Here is a 19,078-nt window from a genome sequence, read left to right as displayed (position 1 = left end):
CACCTTGATGAAACTCCGGTGTATTCTTTGGCTCTTGCATTCGTTATCCAGTTTTCAAGGAACAACGGACAGGATGTCCTGCCTTCGGCGTTGTCACAGGACGTGACGTACTTAGCCGAAGATCATTCATTGAGAGTTCTCCTCTCAAAATTGAATGAAAGTCACAGCGTCCGCTCCCTGGATCATGAGATCCAGCGGAGCTCGACTCGGAAAATACTCCGTAGAAAGGAGGTGATCCATCCCCACCTTCCGGTAGGGATACCTTGTTACGACTTCACCCCAATCACCTGCCCCACCTTCGGCGGCTGGCTCCCATAGGGTTACCTCACCGACTTCGGGTGTTGCAAGCTCTCGTGGTGTGACGGGCGGTGTGTACAAGGCCCGGGAACGTATTCACCGCGGCATGCTGATCCGCGATTACTAGCGATTCCGGCTTCATGCAGGCGAGTTGCAGCCTGCAATCCGAACTGAGAATGGCTTTTTGAGATTCGCTTCACCTCGCGGCTTCGCGTCCCTCTGTACCATCCATTGTAGCACGTGTGTAGCCCAGGTCATAAGGGGCATGATGATTTGACGTCATCCCCACCTTCCTCCGGTTTGTCACCGGCAGTCACCCTAGAGTGCCCAACTGAATGCTGGCAACTAAGGTTAAGGGTTGCGCTCGTTGCGGGACTTAACCCAACATCTCACGACACGAGCTGACGACAACCATGCACCACCTGTCATTCTGTCCCCCGAAGGGGAACCTTCCATCTCTGGAAGTGGCAGAAGATGTCAAGACCTGGTAAGGTTCTTCGCGTTGCGTCGAATTAAACCACATGCTCCACCGCTTGTGCGGGCCCCCGTCAATTCCTTTGAGTTTCAACCTTGCGGTCGTACTCCCCAGGCGGAGTGCTTAATGCGTTTGCTGCGGCACTAAGGGCGTCGAAACCCCTAACACCTAGCACTCAACGTTTACGGCGTGGACTACCAGGGTATCTAATCCTGTTCGCTCCCCACGCTTTCGCGCCTCAGCGTCAGTTACAGGCCAGAGAGCCGCCTTCGCCACTGGTGTTCCTCCACATCTCTACGCATTTCACCGCTACACGTGGAATTCCGCTCTCCTCTCCTGTACTCAAGTTCCCCAGTTTCCAATGACCCTCCACGGTTGAGCCGTGGGCTTTCACATCAGACTTAGGAAACCGCCTGCGCGCCCTTTACGCCCAATAATTCCGGACAACGCTTGCCCCCTACGTATTACCGCGGCTGCTGGCACGTAGTTAGCCGGGGCTTTCTGATCGGGTACCGTCAAGGTACCGGCCTATTCGACCGGTACTTGTTCTTCCCAGATAACAGAGCTTTACGATCCGAAAACCTTCTTCACTCACGCGGCGTTGCACCGTCAGGCTTTCGCCCATTGCGGATGATTCCCTACTGCTGCCTCCCGTAGGAGTCTGGGCCGTGTCTCAGTCCCAGTGTGGCCGATCACCCTCTCAGGTCGGCTACGCATCGTTGCCTTGGTAAGCTCTTACCTCACCAACTAGCTAATGCGCCGCGGGCCCATCTTGCAGTGTAAGGAACAAGTCCCTACTTTTACAATCAAATCATGCGATTTGGCTGATCATCCGGTATTAGCCCCGGTTTCCCGGGGTTATCCCAGTCTGCAAGGCAGGTTGCCCACGTGTTACTCACCCGTCCGCCGCTCGTTCCACATGCGTCACCCCGAAGGGATCTGCCTGCTTCCCGCGCTCGACTTGCATGTATTAGGCACGCCGCCAGCGTTCGTCCTGAGCCAGGATCAAACTCTCCAATAAATTGGTTCGTCTGATACAAGCTGTATCTTACATAACAATTAAAGAAATTAACAGACGCTTGACTTTCATTCAATTTTCAAAGGACAACTTTGTTCGCCTTCCCTCTTAATTGGCGACTTTTATATATTATCACGTCTGCCCAATTAAGTCAACAATAAATTTAATATTGTTTTGAGCTCATTGCTTTGTTCTCTCAAAGGCGCATTTAATAATTTAACACGCACTTCCAAAGAGCGTCAACCATAATTAATAAAAAAATAATAATTTCAAAATGATTTTATATATCTGCTACATTCAGCAGAAGATGCAAAACGCCGATATATCCCTAAAACAATTCGATATTTTTCTTCCATTGCGCGTTTTACAACAGGATCGATTCTGTTGTCTTCAAAATCTAAAAGCAGCTCTTCTAATTCTCTTTTTAGAAGATACTCCATTTCTTGTGCTTCTTTAACATTAATAAGAATACCCATCATAATAATCCCTGCTTCCAATAAATGTTATATTCATATCTTGTCCTTTTGTGCATAGGTTTATGCCAAGGATGATTCTTTGGAGGGAGTCGAATACGGTGCCTAGAAAAGTATGGATAATTGGTAGTCAAAAATTTAAACTATTATTTCTTTTATTGTTAGGGGTATTTATTACATTGGGAGGATTTATAATAAATAATTCCTTAATGCCCGTCTTTTCAACCAATGAAGAACCAGCAGCATTTTACAGAGCAGATATAAAAGAAAAAAAGGTTGCTTTAACATTTAATATTAGTTGGGGCGAAGACAAAGCACTACCAATATTAGACGTTTTAAAAGAGAAGGAAGTAAATGCAGCATTTTTTATCTCTGCAGCATGGGCCGAGCGGCATCCCGATATTGTGGAAAAGATGATGAAAGATGGGCATACAATTGGCAACCACGGTTACAGGTATGAGCATTATCCGCGGCTAGAGGAAAATGAAATAATAAGTGATTTAAATTTAAGTCATAAAAAAATTAAAGACGTAACAGAAAAGGATGTAGAATATTTTCGTCCGCCTCATGGAGATTTTAACAAAAGTGTATTAGAGACCGTTGACCGATTTGGATACTCTGTTGTCCATTGGAGCGTAGGAGGACAAGATTGGGAAAATCCTGGTGTGGATACTATCGTCAATAATATAACTGATGAAATAAAGCCTGGAGATGTTATATTACTCCATGCTTCAGATTCAGCTAAACAAACAGGAGAAGCACTTCCAATTATCATTGATAAGCTCCATAATGAGAATTATTCTTTTGTAGATATAGAAGAACTCATATCTCAAGCAGAAGCAAACATTGAGGAAATTAAATAATTGTCATAAAAAAACTTTGCTTGCCGCAAGAATAAAGGAAACGTCTAGGTAAAAGAACTTCTGCTAAGTTCGTGAACGTCCTGTACCAGGCAGAAGTCAACACATCCTGTTTAAGTCAACGTAAAAGTCACCACATCGTGTGAAAGTATGTTTCTGGGACAACGGCGGTATTTGGAAGCTCTAACAGCGTAAAACCAAAAAACCACAGCTTGATGGTTACACGCTGTGGTTTTATTTGTTTGTACGTAAAGACCCGCCTGTTAAACGGTGTAAAATAAGAAGCTGCCAAGTATTGGCTGTAATCAATGGAGTCAGGTAAATCCACAGCCACTTTGTTTCATTTACCGTTTCTACCGTTAAGGCAGGGACCCACTCTATGGTCGTGACTGCAAACATAAAAAACAATGCAGGAACAAATGCTTCTTTGTTTGTTTCTTGTTGTTTGCGAAAAGCGACAAGAATACAGTAAACGAAAAGCAATAAAGGCATAATTACGTATCCTGCTATCGTTTCCTCTTCAGAAGCAAATGCAACATAACGCAAGTAAATTAAATCAAACAGAACAAATAAAATCAATACGATTTGGACCCAGTTCCACAGTTTGACTGACTTAAATAAACCAAGCGCAAATCGGTGCAAAGTCAAATATGCAAAATACCCCATCTGTGCCACCAAACTAATGGCTGCACTGATACCAAACATCCACAATACTCCGAATATAAAATTTAATATACCTCCGCTGATGTATGTTTCAAGATCTAAAAGAACTCCCACTATGGCTCCGCTAGAAGCTCCTATCAATAAAGTAGAGAAAAATAAGTAAACAAGCTTTCTTGCATTCAAAAAGATCGCGCTCCTCAATAAAACCTGTCTAAATTAGCCACCGTAATGATTTTACCAATGTAACGAAAAAAAAGCTATACACGCTTACTTTTGTGCATAATTTTTTCACATCTCAGCCATATTATTAATGTGAATTGTATATAAAACAAAGCTTAAATATGTCAACGGACTGCCAATACAGCAGTCAATTTATGGGAGAGGATATGCAGAAAGGAGCGCATTATTATGCGTTATGTAAAAGCTGGCTTAACTGCTGTTATCTGCTTTTGCCTGTTATTAGGATGCGCCGCTGCAGCAGAAGAACAAGGCGGAGGGCAATCCGATTATGAGGAAACGAAAAAGATGCTTGTTGATTTGTTAAAAACGGATGACGGAAAAAGTGCTATCCGTGAAATTTTAAGTGATGAGGAAATGAAGAAAAGCATTGTCATCGAACAGGAAACGGTAAAAAAATCTATTGAAGACACGATGACATCAGATAAAGGGAAAACTTTCTGGCAGGAGATGATGAAAGATCCTGAGTTTTCCAAAGCTTTAGCAGATAGTATGCAAGAAGAAAACGAAAAATTATTAAAAGGACTTATGAAAGATCCTGAATACCAGACAATGCTGATGGACGTCATGAAAGACCCGGAGATGGAAAAAGCCACGTTAGAGCTTTTAAAAGGAAAGGAATACAGGCAGCAAGTCATGACTATCATGACAGAAGCGTTTGAAAGTCCGCACTTTAAAGCTAAAATCAGTGAAATCCTAGCAAAAATCGCCGAAGAACAAATGAAAAAAGAAGATAGTAAACAAGGTCAAGGTGGTGAAGAAAGTGGTTCCGGCGGTGGAAGCGGATCTGGCGGAGGCAGCGGCGGCGGTTAATACAAAAAGCACCTCAGGAGAAACCTCCTTTTGGTGCTTTTTGTGAATTTATTTACCGATTTTTTCAATAATACGATCTGCTATATTTGCATAAATTGCTCCGATTGGATGTTCCCTATCGTACACTGAAGGTGCAAAATTTTCTTCATCTATATCTGGTTGTCCCAATGGAATTTGTCCAAGAAGTTCGGTTTTTAGTTCTTCGGTTAAACGTTCCCCGCCTCCTTGTCCAAATACATACTCCTTTTCTCCAGTAAGTTTGCTTTCAAAATAAGCCATATTTTCAATCACGCCAAGGATCTCATGATTTGTCTTTATTGCCATAGCTCCCGCACGTGCAGCAACAAATGCTGCTGTTGCGTGTGGAGTGCTTACAATCAGTTCTTTACACTCTGGCAGCATCGTGTGAATATCAAGAGCCACATCCCCTGTTCCAGGCGGCAGATCAAGAATTAAGTAGTCAAGCTCGCCCCATTCTACTTCATTAAAGAAATTATTAAGCATTTTTCCAAGCATTGGCCCTCTCCAAATAACCGGTGCATTATCTTCTACAAAAAAGCCCATGGAAATCACTTTTACTCCAAAGCGCTCTACTGGATAAATCGTTTCGCCTTTCACGGTAGGGCGCTGATCTATCCCCATCATATCAGGAACACTAAATCCATAAATATCTGCATCGATAATACCGACTTTTTTTCCGGCCCTGGCCATTGCTGTAGCGATATTTACAGAAACTGTCGATTTTCCGACGCCGCCTTTTCCGCTTGTCACGGCAATAAATTTAGTCTTATTTTCTTTTGAGAGCAGCGAAGTTTTTTCTTCTTGTGACTGTGAGGAGCCGCCATGCTGTTTTACTTCCTCTTCCCCCAATGTATCAAACCTTAATCCAACGGATTCCGCGCCTGCTTCTTTTACAGCTTGTACAATTTGCTGTTGTAATTGCATTTGCTCAGCAGTTCCTGTACGGGCTAGTGCAATTTTCAAACTCACGTTATCTTCTTTTATTTTCATTTCCCGAACTCCGCCTGTTTCTACAATGCTTTTTTGCAGATCGGGATCTTTTATGTTTTTTAATGTATCAAAAACCTTATCTTCACTTAACAACACGGACACCATCCTTTAATTGGCACTAAAATTATTCTAAGTATAGCATACCGTTTTCCCTCCCCCTCTTTCAAACGTTTACAATTATTATTCCTTTATTTCTTCTCCAGCATAATAACGCAGCAATCCACGATAAATAGATAATGCAACTTTATTTTGGTATTCTTCCGTTTTTAAATAGGAGGCATCACTTGGATTCGATAAAAATCCAGCTTCTACCAACACCCCTGGTATGTCCGCTTGTCTTAAAATGAATAACTCCTTAATAGGTTTTGTCGTCCTGCTTGAATTTTCCAAATTGTTCATCATTTCTTCTTGAATGAGATTGGCTAATTTTTTATTATCAGGAACTCTCGGATGATAAAACGTTTGAGCACCATTCCACCGTGAAGAAGGAACAGCATTTAAATGAAGGCTCACAAATACATCGCCGCCGCTCTCATTTACAATTTCAGCACGTTTGTTTAAATCCTCTTTTTTTCGTTTGCTGTACCCTTTTAAACCCTCTCTGGCAAGATCATAATCGCCTTCTCTGGTCATGAATACAAGCGCTCCAGCTTCCTGAAGATATTCTCGAAGCATTAATGAAATATTAAGAGCGACTTCCTTTTCCAATACACCATCCTTGCTTGAAGACCCTCCATCAACTCCACCATGTCCAGGATCTAAAATGATCACTTTTCCGGATAATGGAACATGCCAATTTGTCATTGAATCTTTCGTCATAAACCGCTCATGCATAAACAAGGCAGTTCCAGCTAATACTATGAATAGAATGGCAATTCCAAGCCATTTTTTCATACATGCCCGCTCCTTTTCATTCTCTAGCTTGTATCATATATATGAAAGAGCGGGCCAAGTATTCCTGTTTAAAGGCGTAATAGGTGTCTTTTTGTTCCAGCTTCAAGACCTCTTTTCCACCAATACGTCACAAAGCATTCCACTATTTCTTTAAGATCAGACCTTTGAGCAGCCGGTTCTTCTACCCATCCGCTCATAAATTCGTATAACTCAGTGGTTATGCTGCTAATCGCAAGCACCGCTTGCATTTTAAAGCGAAACGCTAATTCACCATTGTCCACATACCTGCTGAACTTTCCGCCAGATAAAAACGCTTCAAGCGCAAGGTCCATACAGGCCTCTTCTAAGAAAGAATATGGAAAGTGAAAACGACTGAATACCGGAACAAATATATTTTCTGCTGTAGACTTGATTTCTTCAACCCGGAGTTCTTGTAAGAGCTTTTTCTCTTCTTCCCATTCTTTTTTTAAACGATGCGGTTCTAAAGATACAACGGTCCCCATAAAAAAGCCTCCCTCCTCAATTTTATTATGTGTTAGAGGCTCTCAGAAATACGAGTTGGTGTTTACCATTACAGGCAAGGATAAAACACTTTCTGTTCGAACCGGCGGGGACTTAAACAGCCTTAGAGCATACAAATTTATACAAAATTTGAGATTTATTTAATGAACGAAGAGACGATAATAAAGTTAATATATGTCACAATGATATATCCGTTATTATGTTTAATCATTTTTTAATTGAATAAAAATAAGACTGCTCAATGTTAAGATGATAAAGAAGAAATCGTGAAAAATTGTTTATTGGATGGGAGAATACCAGCGGGGATATTTATACAGCATTTTCAAATGATACCTTTACAGCTGCACAACCTCAGGCAGCGTTGGCAGCTGTAACATTGGATATAGAGTAAAGGGTAAAAGAAAGTCAGTTTAATCATCGCAATCAATATTGGCAAACATCAAATTGGTTTAAAGAGTTGATAAAGTAACGGCAGGGCTTAAGCTGCCGAGTTTTAGAAATGCCCGTTATGTTATTCTAAGCGTTTGTATAGAATGAAAAATCAATCACTCGGTTACATGCCAGCTTCTTCTTTAAATGAACAACTTAAAGAAGTATTAATGATTATAGTTTTACCTAACTCTTAAATGGATGTGCATTGTAGAAAAAATGTAAAAGCTGATGAAATTATCTTTTATAGGTTTAGAATAGTAGCGGCAATCAGTTTACTTCTAGTGAATATAGAATCAACTACAGCATATTCGTCTGGAGTATGGTTGCCTTCTCCTTGAGGTCCGAGGGCACAAACCGTTGGAACACCGGCTGCAACCGCATAAGAAGAATCTGAACTTCCTTGGCTGAAAAATGAGCCAGGCTGTTGAGTACCAATTTCTTTGGCGCTCTTTCTAATAATTTCAAACAAATCTTTACTTGCTTCGGTTACTTCCATCGGATCGAATCCGCCTTTGTAAGTTAATATTGATGTTGTTCCCTGGATATAGGAACGTGATGCAATTTCTTTTAATTTTTGGTTGGTCAGTTCTTGTTGGGATTTTGTCTGGTATCTTACTCCGATGGTCGCTTTCGCATAATCAGGGCATGTGTTTACTGCGGCTCCTCCCTCTACAAGGGTAACATTAAAAGTATAACCCTCTTCAAAGCACGAAGCCGCGTCTATCTCTAGCATCTTTCGGGAAAGTTCAATAATCGCATTTCTTCCACTTTGCCAGTCCATGCCAGTATGGCTGGCTACACCTTCGACTTCGAGTTCGTATGCAGCACCTCCAGCTCTTCCAATAGCTAATTGATTTTCTAAATTTCCTGTTTCGGTATTAAAAGCGCACATACAGCCCTTTAGTTCATTAACTAATAACTCTTTGCAGGCGGAATGAATATGAGCGGTCTCCTCATCACCTACAATAATAACCTTTAAAGGATGCTTATCATAATGAATTGACCTTAATGCTTTTAGCACATAAATTGTGGATACAATTCCCCCTTTCATATCAAGTATTCCAGGACCATAAGCTTTTCCATCTTCCAGCCGGAAAGGGTGATTTAATAAAAATCCTTTAGAAAAAACAGTATCAACGTGACCAATAAATGCAATTGGCTTTGAAAGAATCTGGTTTCCAAATTCCGCAATTAGAGTATTTCCGGCTTTGTCATAGGAAACCATACGTGTATGAAATCCTTCATCTTCTAGGATTTTTTTTAATAACATTAAAATGGCATCTGTTCCTTTCTTCTGATCGGGGCCGCTTTCAATGTTCACCACCTGTTCCCAGAGGTTCAGCATCGGCTGTTTATTATCGTCAATAAAGTCCAGTACTGCCTTTTTACTCATATAATGATTACTCCCTTGTTATAATTTCGCCATAGTGCCTTGCAGCATACTAAGAGAAAAGTGCTAAAATAATAAAATTTTCAAAAAACAATATTTTATAATGGGCCATAATTTATTGAAACGGCAATGCCTATAAATATTGCTCCCAGGACAAGCCAGAGAAGGAATAATGGGAAAGTAAATTTAATCCAGTCAATGAAGGATACTTTTGCTATTGCCAGGCAAGCCATTAGTGTTCCGGACAGCGGTGTAATGATATTGGTTACCGCATCTCCTAATTTAAAGGTAATAAACACGGACTGCCTGGTCACTTCCAGCATATCACCTATAGGAACCATAATTGGCATAACAATAGCTGCCTGCCCTGTTCCCGATGTAATCAATCCATTAAATACCAAATTAAAAATATACAACAGCAGCATTGCTGCACTTGGTGAAAACCCCTCTAAAGAAGAAGCAGTGAAGTGTACTATGGTATCTACAATTTGCGCTTCATTAAGCAGAACTATAATAGCTCCTGCTATTCCTATGACTAGAGCACCGTACACCACTTCTCTTACCCCGTCCATAAACCTCTTCACTAAACCATTTGGAGAGATCTTCATTATGAAAGCAACAGCTATACCGAGCATGAGAAAGATTGCTGCAAGCTCATTTATAGACCAGCCAAACGAAAACGCACCGTATACAAACAAACCAATAGATAAAAAGAATAATAAGAGAACAATCATATGACGGCTCGTAAAAGTGTTCTCTTCCATATAAACATTTTCTTCGAGATGTTCAGAAAAGGAATCTGCTCCCATGAAGCTTTTAGCAGGATTATTTCTTATTTTTTTTGCGTATAAGCAAATGTATATTATTGTAATAGATAAGAAGGCTGCAAATATAGCCATTCGAAATAGGTATCCAGAAAAGAGGGGCAGTTCTGCGATCGTCTGCCCCATGACAGTAACTACAGGGTCGAATACCCCGCCGCTAAAACCTGCATAGGCTCCGAGAAAAACCATTGCCACTCCAACAATGGGATCCAATTTTAAAGAACGAGCTAACAAAAGCCCTATCGGAACAAAAGCGATGGCAAGGTTAGGAGCAATCCCTAAAGAGGCAAGAAGGGCAAACATAGTGCAGAATGTAAAAATTAATAATTGATAGTTCCCTTTTGATTTTGTAATAAAAGAATGGATTCCTGCATTAATGGCCCCTGTCGATTCAATCACTTTAATAGTTCCACCGACAATTAAAATTAAAAATATAATGCTTGAGGCGTTGACAAGCCCTATCTGTATGGATGAAAAGATATCTAGGATAGAAAGCGGCTCCATTGGTATGTATTGAAAAGTCTCTGGGTCTACTTGGGTTACCCCGTTTCTTTCCACCCGCTCATAAGCCCCAGAGGGCAGTATGAACGAAACAATAAAGGCTAATAGCAAAAAACCAAACAAAATGACTACTACATCCGGCATCTCAAACTTTTTTCGATGCTGTTTTACCTTGATTTCCCTTACGTTCGGAACAGACATTTAATCATCCTTTCCTCAATCGTTGTAATCATAGCATATGGGTTTTTATTAAGATTCCTGCCTACAATTCTGACCGCAAATCCCATAGTTCTGGAAAAAATCTTTGGTCTAAAACCTTTTTTAAATAATGAACACCTGATGACCCGCCCGTTCCTGTTTTAAAACCTATAATTCTTTCCACCGTCTTCATGTGACGGAAACGCCATTGTTGAAAACGGTCTTCAATGTCAACAAGTTTTTCGGCAAGTTGGTATAGGTCCCAGTAATCCTCTGTGTTTAGATAAACCTCTTTCCAAGCTTTATGTACACTCTCATCAAATGTATAAGCTTTAGAAACATCTCTTTTCAGAATGTCATCGGAAATGTCGAAGCCTGCCCTTTTTAAGGCGGAGATAGAAACATCGTAAAGGCTGGGTGCTCTATAAGCCTGTTCTAACTTCTGGTGTAGTTTTGTGTCCTTTTCATAAATCTTTAGAATGAAATCTGATTTATAACCTAAAGCAAATTCAATTAATCTATACTGATAAGATTGGAAGCCAGAAGCACTTCCTAGAGAGTCTCTAAATTCAAGGTATTCAGATGGGGTTAACGTAGACAGAACATCCCAAGCCTGTATTATTTGAAATTGGATTTGTGATACGCGAGCCAGTTTTTTAAAGCTGACAGATAAATGATCTTTTTTGATAGCTTCTATTGCAGCATTCAGCTCATGCAGTATTAACTTCATCCAAAGTTCACTTACCTGATGAATGATAATAAAAAGCATTTCGTCATGGTGACCAGATAATCTGTTCTGGCTTGAGAGTAAGGAATCAAGCTGCAAATATTCTCCATAGGTCATCTTTTCCTTAAAGTTCGTTTCAATATTGTTTTCGTTGTTAGTTGGATTTTTCATCTAATCACTCCTCAACATTACTTTTTACTAAAGCACCCTAAGGGCTGCACGAACCGGGCTTCCATCTCCCTCTTTTAGAGGAAGCGGAAGAGCGGCCAATTCATATTTACCTGGCTTAATATGGTCTAGTTTTACGTTTTCCAGGATATTAATTTTGTGTTTATACAATTGGTGATGAACCAGTAATTCTTTACTGTCTAACGGATCAACGGATGGAACGTCGACCCCCAGTAGTTTGATATCACTTTCTTTTAGGAAATCCACAGCATCTACCGTAAGACAGGGAACACTTTTAGGAAAAGTATTCGGGCTGCACTTAGTGGAGGTTTTTAATAATAAGCGCTCGGCTCCACAGATATGAAGGTTTTCCAGGGCTGCTCTGTTAATTGTTTTTAAACTGGTTACATCTGCAACAAGGCACGGTCCAATAAAATGATTAATATCCAGATCTATAATTTTTTCACCGTTGTCTGAGAAGTGGAACGGTGCATCAACATGAGTGCCTGTATGAAGGCTGGTAGTAATCCTTCCAATGTTTACTGATCCTGTCTCTTTTTTTGTAAACGATAATTCATATGAAAACGGAATATCCTCGGGCCAATGTGCAATATTGTCATGAACCGGCTGGGATATGTCTATCCACTTTCCTTTTTTCATTTCCATCCATCCTTAGGCGATAATGTCTCGCTTATTAGCAAAATTTTTATATTTTTCTTCTGTCATAATTTGTTTGAGCGATTGAATCGTTTTCCAAATGTCATGGAACGAGTTATATAATGCAACAGGCCCTAATCTAATAAAGTTAGGTTCTCTGTAATCAGGAATGATACGAGCACTTTTAAGTGCTTTGCAAATACTTGCTGAGTACGGATGTTTTAAAAGAATATGTCCGCCACGTTTTGAGTGTTCAAGTGGTGTTACAATCTCGAAACCAAATTCTTTCAGCTCATAGGTGATTAAGTCTAACATGTAATCTGTAAGTGCCAAGGACTTTTTTCGAATGCTGTTTATGCCCGCTTCATTAAACATATTAAGCGAGCCAATCAGCGGTGCCATGCTTAAAACATGGGGGGTGCCGATTTCAAAAGCACCAGCATCTACGTCTGCCGTTAATTCGTGTTTCATTTCAAACTGGATATCTTTTCTAGAGCTAAACCAGCCGGACAATCCGGGATTCTGGCCAAAGTGCTTTTTATTAACATACAATGCCCCGACAGATCCAGGCCCTCCGTTTATATGCTTATAGGTACACCACATAGCGAAATCAACATCCGATTTATCAAGCTCATGAGGAATTGCTCCAATGGAATGACATAAGTCAAAGCCTATAATAATATTTCTTTTGTGAGCTTCTGCTGTCAGTCTTTTCATATCTAAAATTTGTCCGCTTCTATAAAGCACGCTTGGTAATAAAATGAGAGCTACGTCCTCTTTCATCTGATCGATGATTTGCTCTTCTACTAGGATATCACCCTGGCTCTCTACTTGAATAAGTGCTTCAGAAGGGTTATATCCTTTCAATTGCAGCTGGCTCTTTAACGCATAAATGTCAGATGGGAAGGTAGCATCATCAGCTAATATTCTGTACCTTTTAGAAGTTGGCTTATAGAACGTAGACACTAGCTGATGAATATTGGTTGTCGTAGATCCTGTAACAATTACTTCTTCAGCTTGAGCACCAACTAAAGGGGCCAGCTTCTTCCCTAAATCCCGGGAAAGGTAATACCACGGATTTTCACCGCTGGTCCAACCATCAATACCGTATTCTTTCCACGAGTTCAGAATAGTCATAAGGGACTTTTCTGCTCTTTTTGATAAAAGACCGAGAGAGTTACCATCCAGATAAATAGCATCTCCTATATAAAATTCCTCTCGATAATCCTTTAAAGGATCCTCTTGGTCTAATTCTTTTGCGTACTTTTCTGAATATAAATGGTTTTGGTTCACTGCCATTCCACCTCAAAATTTTAAATTGATAGAATTGTCAAACATATTATATAAGCAATGTTATAGTTTTATTGACACTTTGTCAATGACTTATTGTCAACGAAAAGAATGAAGTCTAAAATTTTATATTAAATTTAAGTTATAATGGGATGAGACATTCATTAACGATAAGGGAGAGATTTGGTGGCTAATAGTAGGCAGCAGCAAGCCATAGAAACAAAGAATAGATTATTGAAAGCAGCAGAGTTAGTTTTCCTAGAACATGGTTTTCAAAATACAACGATTCGACTCATTAATAATAAAGCAGAAACAGGCCATGGAACAGCTTACGTATACTTTAAAAATAAAGAAGATTTCCTTATTAAAATAATGGAAGATACGATGGAACAATTTACAAAGATTGCTTCTATTCCGTTTCATCCTGCTACATCAAACGAAGCTTATGAACTTGTTTCAAACCAAGTTAAACTCTTTCTGTCACTAGCTATAAAGAAAAAAGAGTTGATGAAGGTATTCAAGGAAGCAATTGGTGTTTCAAAAGAAGTAGAAGCAAGATGGCAAGATATTCGTGATCAATTTACAGCCAGCATTACAAAGGACATTATGTATGCTCAAGAGTATAAACTTGCCGATTCGAGCCTTTCCCCATCTTTAGTAGCAAGGTTATGGTTTTATACAAACGAGATGTTTATGTGGGAAGTCATTCATGAATCGCCCTCTAATGATATCGAGGATATTATCAAGCATATGACAACTATTTATATGAAAGGGCTTTACAGTAATCCGCAGCAATAAATGAGAAGGGCAGGTCCCTTCTTTTTAACTAAAAATCAATCCTTACTAGCCGACCAGAAGCAATCGATTAGCAGTAAATCAAAAGACGTCTTACAGGGGACCCGGCGAATCCGTAAAAAGAGCATGGCTAAAATATTTTTAAATACGCACTCTTTTGCAAACGATTTTCCAGTCGCATGGCAAACAAGAAAAAGCCCTCTCCGCTCTGTGAGAGCAAAGAGGGCAAACCCATGAAATAATAAGATACGTTCTTCTTAACGCTTCGAGAACTGTGGCGCACGACGTGCTGCTTTGAGACCGTACTTTTTACGCTCTTTCATACGAGCATCACGAGTAAGGTAACCAGCGTTCTTAAGCGGCTTGCGGAAATCAGGATCTACTTCAAGAAGTGCACGTGCTACACCATGACGGATAGCACCTGCCTGTCCTGTAAATCCTCCACCGTTTACGTTTACTTTTAAATCATACTGACCTTCTGTGCCAGTTTCAGCAAGTGGTTGTTTTACGACAAGTTTAAGTGTTTCAAGGTCAAAATATTCATCAATGTCGCGATTGTTAATAGTGATACTACCGTCACCAGGTACAACGAATACACGGGCAACGGAGTTCTTACGACGGCCAGTACCGTAATATTGCACTTGTGCCAAAATAATACCCTCCCTTTAATTTAGCCGCGAAGTTCGTACTTCTCAGGCTGTTGTGCTTGATGATTGTGTTCTGGTCCTGCAAATACATGAAGCTTTTTCGCTTGCTTACGTCCGAGTGAACCTTTTGGAAGCATTCCTTTTACTGCAAGCTCAATCATTCTCTCTGGTTTATTTGCACGCATTTCAGACGCGCGTGTTTCTTTTAATCCGCCAGGATACTGACTGTGGCTGTAATACATCTTATCACGGAGCTTCTTTCCAGTAAGTTCAATTTTCTCTGCATTGATAATGATCACATTATCTCCCGTATCAATGTGCGGTGTATATTGAGGCTTGTTTTTGCCGCGAAGAATAGAAGCTACTTCACTGGACAAACGACCCAGTGTTTGGCCTTCTGCGTCGATAACATACCATTTGCGCTCTACTTCGTCGGTCTTAGCCATATATGTCGTACGCATCAATGTCCCTCCTAAATCTTTTATCATACATTTATATATCACATGTCATTACGTTCATCATTTCCGATCCCGGGGCTGTGGGACGTGAAATGCCAAATAACATCATATAACATTGCGAGGGTAATGTCAATGGTTTGCTACACCTGGCGACGTTGTTTTTTTATTAAAAACATGTGTTTTTTGTTGTTTTAGCAAAAAATCTTAGTTTTTTACCGCCCAGCGTCCAATTGCCTAAGTTCTAGCACCTATTTTTCATAGCATACTTCCCATAAATATAATGCATGGCCAGGCGCTGTTTTTCCAGCAGCACTTCGTTTTTTTGTGTAGATTACTTCAAGGATATCTTCTGGTCTTCTCATGCCTTTTCCTACCTCAAGCAGAGTTCCCACCATTATACGCACCATGTTGTATAGAAAGCCGTTTCCTCGAAAAATAAAGTGCAATTCATCTCCTTTTTCGAGTACTTCCGCTTTATACACTGTCCGAACCATATTCACCACATCGGTACCAGATGCACAAAAGGAAGAAAAATCATGCGTTCCTTTAAGGTAAGCAGCTGCTTTTTTTATTTCAGCCACTTCTATAGGGTACGGGTAAAAAAAGGTAGTATTTCTTCTAAATATATCTTTTTCTCGTTTTGGAAGAACGCGGTAACGGTACTCTTTTTCGACAGCATCGAAGCGTGCATGAAAATCAGAACTTGTATACTCTGCTTCTTTAATTTGTATATCTTCCGGTAATTTGCTGTTGATTGCTTTTGGCCACTTATCGGCTGGGATAGATAAGGAGGTATCAAAATGAATAACTTGAGCGATAGCATGAACGGAAGCATCAGTTCGTCCTGAAGCTGTGACCTTTGTTTTTTGTCCTTTTTGAATGCTTATTAAAGCTGTTTCTATTTCTTCTTGAACTGTACGTTTACCTGGCTGCTTTTGCCATCCTGAAAAGAATGTACCTTCATAACTAACGACAGCTTTTACTCTCTGCATGAATATATCTCTCCTTAATCCCTGAAAAAAAGCAATAAAATTCCAAATATCAGTACAGCTGTACAGGCTGCACTATCACGAAATGACCAAGTCAGTTGACGAAGTTTTGTTCTTCCTTCTCCTCCATTATAACCACGGGCTTCCATAGCAAAAGCTAGATCTTCTGCCCGCTTAAACGCTCGAACAAATAATGGAACAAGCAATGCAACAAATGCTTGTGATCGCTCTTGAAATGTACCTTTATTAAAATCAGCACCTCTGGCTGACTGGGCCTTGACGATTTTTTCTGTTTCCTGCAGCAGTGTCGGAATAAAACGGATTGCAATTGACATCATTAATGCTATTTCGTGTGCTGGTACTCCAATACGTTTTAAAGGAGTAAACAGCTGCTCTAGTGCATCGGTTAAATCAATCGGACTGGTAGTCAGCGTCAATAGGGAGGTAATAAACACAAGTAAAATTAATCGAAATGCGATAAACACACCTTGTTCTACACCGCCCTTATATAGTGTAAAAAATCCTGCAGATATAAGAATTTCCCCTTCTTTAGTGAAAAGAGCATGAAGAAAGAAAGTAAACACAATTAAAATTAAAATCGGGAACATCCCTTTACGAATATAGCGAAACGGTATTCCGGATAAAAAATAAATAATAGCTGCTCCTGCCCAGAGCATACCGTATCCAGCCCAACTATTCATCAAAAATATAATAAAAATAAATGAAAACACTGCTATTAATTTGGCCCTGGCATCCATTCGATGTAAAAAAGAAGAACCAGGCAAATATTGGCCTATAATCACATGTTCAAACATGCTTTTTTACTCCTTCTTGTTTGATAGCATCATAAGTTCGTCTGCTGCTTTCTCTGGGGTCAAGGACCATTCTGAAAATGAAACCCCTGTGTTTTCTTCTAGGTATTTTAGTACTTTGACACCTTCAGGTATATCCAAATCCAATTGTTTTAACTCATTTTCTCGTTTATATATTTCTTTTGGAGACCCTTCCATTGCTATCTGTCCGTCATCCATAACAATAACTTGTTCAGCTAGACGAGATGCTTCTTCCATTTGATGAGTAATCATAATCATTGTTGTTTTCTTTTGTTCATGCCAATCTTTAAATAACGTCAGTATCTCTTCCTGTCCTTTTGGATCAAGTCCCGCTGTTGGTTCATCCAATATTAGGATATCAGGCTCCATTGCAAGCACACCAGCAATTGCTGCTCGTCTCATTTGTCCCCCGCTTAAATCAAATGGGGAGCGTTCTAAAAACGTTTCATCTAAACCAACACGCTCTAACAATTCCGGAAGTTCTTTTTTCTTGTTTTCAACATTTAACCCTATATTTTTTGGTCCAAATAACAAATCCTTTTCTACAGTATCTTCAAATAACTGATGTTCTGGGTATTGAAAAACCATCCCTACTTTTTTACGCAAGGATTTTATATGTTTTCGTTTTGTATTAGCATGAATGACTTGATCTCCAATAATTACATTTCCTTTATTGGGCTTTAGCAGACCATTAATATGCTGGACTAAAGTTGACTTGCCCGAACCTGTCCGCCCAATTACGGCAGTACACGAATTGTTCGGAAACGTAATCGAAACATCTTTTAGAGCACTGGTTTCAAACGGGGTTTTTTCCATATAAATGTGTTCTACCTGCTCAAATACGATCTTCATACTTCACCGTCTCCCTAATAAAGGTTTCTAACGAAGAGGTAGGCTGATTTCTTTTTCGTAAGGCTTCTAGCAGTTCAAATCCATAAGGTAGGGGAATATTTTTATCTTTGAGCCATTTTAATTCGGAAAATAACTTTTCAGATTCTAAATCAAAAGCAATGTTTCCTTCTTCCATGTACCATACACGGTCTGCAAGCAGTGCTTCATGAAGGTGATGAGTGACTGATACTATCGTGACGCCTTCGTTGGTATGGAGGTTTTCCACAGTGGCCATTACTTCCTTTCTCCCTTTTGGATCGAGCATAGAAGTCACTTCATCTAATACCATTATTTTAGGGTGTAACGCCAGTATCCCCGCAATTGCTACCCTCTGTTTTTGACCTCCTGAAAGACGGTGCGGCTCTGCTTCGAGTATCCTTTCGACTCCTGTCTGGCTTGCAGCCTGCTCGATCCGAAGAACCATCTCTTCCCTTTCTACTCCTGCATTCTCCATTCCAAATGCAATATCATCTCTTACAGTAGGAGCCACAAACTGATGATCTGGATTTTGAAATACCATCCCTACATGCTTTCTAATATCAGGTAGATTTTCTTCTGCTTTTGTAGATTGCTCCCCTATAAAAACTTCACCCAGCGTTGGAGAAAATAACCCGTTAAAAAGCCGGGACAACGTTGATTTTCCGGAACCATTTGGACCTATAACAGCGATCCATTCGCCATGATGAATGGAAGCATTTAATTTATTTAAAATCCAAGGTCCTTCTTCATCATATCGAAAGGAAACATTTTTCAACCGTACAGCATTCATTGCTTTCACCTGCCTTTGTAATAAACCCGCTCCTAAACGTTAACAAGAACATTATATTAGGTTAACAAACACAACTCAAGGACTTCTTTATTTCTTATTTCTTAACATTTATCGCCACATCTTACTCCACATGGACTTATAAAAAGGAGCTGCGGCCATACCTCGTGACAACACTTCACATGTCTATAAGCTACTTTACGAAGGTTCAGTGTGTGTTTTGAGCAGATCGGAAGGTATGCCGGGATA

Annotated in this window: 19 protein-coding genes and 1 rRNA gene; 3 read left to right on the top strand and 17 right to left on the bottom strand. The window is 40.1% G+C overall.

Features of this window, described 5'->3' with window-relative positions:
• Nucleotides 1-224: 224 nt before the first annotated feature.
• Together CEF16_RS16960 and CEF16_RS16955 are read right to left on the bottom strand one after the other, a co-directional pair.
• Nucleotides 225-1,793: ribosomal RNA gene (locus CEF16_RS16960) — 16S ribosomal RNA — on the bottom strand.
• 266 nt (nucleotides 1,794-2,059) lie between these two features.
• Nucleotides 2,060-2,269, bottom strand: a complete 210-nt coding sequence (locus tag CEF16_RS16955; protein WP_091587229.1) for a hypothetical protein — start codon at nucleotides 2,267-2,269, stop codon at nucleotides 2,060-2,062.
• A 95-nt stretch (nucleotides 2,270-2,364) separates the two neighbouring features.
• Here CEF16_RS16955 and pdaB point away from each other — a divergent pair, with 95 nt between their 5' ends.
• Nucleotides 2,365-3,126 (top strand): polysaccharide deacetylase family sporulation protein PdaB, encoded by a 762-nt coding sequence (pdaB, locus tag CEF16_RS16950; protein ID WP_170032021.1) that lies wholly within the window; start codon nucleotides 2,365-2,367, stop codon nucleotides 3,124-3,126.
• A 231-nt stretch (nucleotides 3,127-3,357) separates the two neighbouring features.
• Here the strand turns inward: pdaB and CEF16_RS16945 are convergent, their stop codons facing one another.
• Complete coding sequence (locus tag CEF16_RS16945) at nucleotides 3,358-3,969, bottom strand: KinB-signaling pathway activation protein (protein WP_091587231.1); 612 nt, start codon at nucleotides 3,967-3,969, stop codon at nucleotides 3,358-3,360.
• A gap of 225 nt (nucleotides 3,970-4,194) precedes the next feature.
• Here CEF16_RS16945 and gerD point away from each other — a divergent pair, with 225 nt between their 5' ends.
• Nucleotides 4,195-4,836: a spore germination lipoprotein GerD gene (gerD, locus tag CEF16_RS16940; RefSeq protein WP_091587232.1), complete on the top strand. Its 642-nt coding sequence runs from the start codon at nucleotides 4,195-4,197 to the stop codon at nucleotides 4,834-4,836.
• A gap of 48 nt (nucleotides 4,837-4,884) precedes the next feature.
• On the opposite strand, the gene CEF16_RS16935 is transcribed toward gerD, so the two are convergent.
• The 8 genes from CEF16_RS16935 to kynU form a co-directional block, all read right to left on the bottom strand.
• Nucleotides 4,885-5,940 (bottom strand): Mrp/NBP35 family ATP-binding protein, encoded by a 1,056-nt coding sequence (locus CEF16_RS16935; RefSeq protein ID WP_091587374.1) that lies wholly within the window; start codon nucleotides 5,938-5,940, stop codon nucleotides 4,885-4,887.
• An 87-nt stretch (nucleotides 5,941-6,027) separates the two neighbouring features.
• Nucleotides 6,028-6,741, bottom strand: a complete 714-nt coding sequence (gene cwlD / locus CEF16_RS16930) for an N-acetylmuramoyl-L-alanine amidase CwlD (protein ID WP_091587233.1) — start codon at nucleotides 6,739-6,741, stop codon at nucleotides 6,028-6,030.
• Nucleotides 6,742-6,809: 68 nt separating this feature from the next.
• Nucleotides 6,810-7,244 (bottom strand): DUF2521 family protein, encoded by a 435-nt coding sequence (locus CEF16_RS16925; protein WP_091587235.1) that lies wholly within the window; start codon nucleotides 7,242-7,244, stop codon nucleotides 6,810-6,812.
• A 692-nt stretch (nucleotides 7,245-7,936) separates the two neighbouring features.
• On the bottom strand, nucleotides 7,937-9,088 hold the full coding sequence (locus CEF16_RS16920) for a M20 family metallopeptidase (protein ID WP_091587241.1): 1,152 nt from the start codon (nucleotides 9,086-9,088) through the stop codon (nucleotides 7,937-7,939).
• A gap of 95 nt (nucleotides 9,089-9,183) precedes the next feature.
• On the bottom strand, nucleotides 9,184-10,611 hold the full coding sequence (locus CEF16_RS16915) for a YfcC family protein (protein WP_091587243.1): 1,428 nt from the start codon (nucleotides 10,609-10,611) through the stop codon (nucleotides 9,184-9,186).
• 61 nt (nucleotides 10,612-10,672) lie between these two features.
• Nucleotides 10,673-11,506 (bottom strand): tryptophan 2,3-dioxygenase, encoded by an 834-nt coding sequence (gene kynA, locus CEF16_RS16910; protein ID WP_091587245.1) that lies wholly within the window; start codon nucleotides 11,504-11,506, stop codon nucleotides 10,673-10,675.
• Nucleotides 11,507-11,533: 27 nt separating this feature from the next.
• Entirely contained in the window at nucleotides 11,534-12,163 is a 630-nt protein-coding gene (gene kynB, locus CEF16_RS16905; protein WP_091587246.1) for an arylformamidase, read from the bottom strand.
• A gap of 12 nt (nucleotides 12,164-12,175) precedes the next feature.
• The gene (kynU, locus tag CEF16_RS16900) at nucleotides 12,176-13,459 is read right to left on the bottom strand and encodes a kynureninase (RefSeq protein WP_091587249.1); all 1,284 of its coding nucleotides are present in this window, start codon (nucleotides 13,457-13,459) and stop codon (nucleotides 12,176-12,178) included.
• Nucleotides 13,460-13,636: 177 nt separating this feature from the next.
• Between kynU and CEF16_RS16895 the strand changes: the two genes are divergently transcribed.
• On the top strand, nucleotides 13,637-14,248 hold the full coding sequence (locus CEF16_RS16895; RefSeq protein WP_245917902.1) for a TetR/AcrR family transcriptional regulator: 612 nt from the start codon (nucleotides 13,637-13,639) through the stop codon (nucleotides 14,246-14,248).
• Between the two features lie 254 nt (nucleotides 14,249-14,502).
• Here CEF16_RS16895 and rpsI read toward each other — a convergent pair whose 3' ends face one another.
• From rpsI to CEF16_RS16865, 6 genes are all read right to left on the bottom strand, one after another.
• On the bottom strand, nucleotides 14,503-14,895 hold the full coding sequence (gene rpsI, locus CEF16_RS16890) for a 30S ribosomal protein S9 (RefSeq protein ID WP_091587255.1): 393 nt from the start codon (nucleotides 14,893-14,895) through the stop codon (nucleotides 14,503-14,505).
• 20 nt (nucleotides 14,896-14,915) lie between these two features.
• A complete protein-coding gene (rplM, locus tag CEF16_RS16885; RefSeq protein ID WP_091587258.1) occupies nucleotides 14,916-15,353 on the bottom strand; it encodes a 50S ribosomal protein L13 in 438 nt (145 codons plus the stop codon).
• A gap of 245 nt (nucleotides 15,354-15,598) precedes the next feature.
• Nucleotides 15,599-16,342, bottom strand: a complete 744-nt coding sequence (gene truA / locus CEF16_RS16880) for a tRNA pseudouridine(38-40) synthase TruA (RefSeq protein WP_091587260.1) — start codon at nucleotides 16,340-16,342, stop codon at nucleotides 15,599-15,601.
• 14 nt (nucleotides 16,343-16,356) lie between these two features.
• A complete protein-coding gene (locus CEF16_RS16875; RefSeq protein ID WP_091587263.1) occupies nucleotides 16,357-17,154 on the bottom strand; it encodes an energy-coupling factor transporter transmembrane component T family protein in 798 nt (265 codons plus the stop codon).
• Between the two features lie 6 nt (nucleotides 17,155-17,160).
• Nucleotides 17,161-18,024 (bottom strand): energy-coupling factor transporter ATPase, encoded by an 864-nt coding sequence (locus CEF16_RS16870; protein WP_091587265.1) that lies wholly within the window; start codon nucleotides 18,022-18,024, stop codon nucleotides 17,161-17,163.
• Nucleotides 18,008-18,832 (bottom strand): energy-coupling factor transporter ATPase, encoded by an 825-nt coding sequence (locus CEF16_RS16865; RefSeq protein WP_091587267.1) that lies wholly within the window; start codon nucleotides 18,830-18,832, stop codon nucleotides 18,008-18,010. The genes CEF16_RS16870 and CEF16_RS16865 overlap by 17 nt, the downstream gene beginning before the upstream one ends.
• Between the last annotated feature and the right edge of the window lie 246 nt (nucleotides 18,833-19,078).

This window comes from Alteribacillus bidgolensis (assembly GCF_002886255.1).
Taxonomy (GTDB): Bacteria; Bacillota; Bacilli; order Bacillales; family Marinococcaceae; genus Alteribacillus; species Alteribacillus bidgolensis.
Note: the sequence above shows the minus strand (reverse complement) of the source record. Positions and strands in the feature narration are given on the sequence as shown.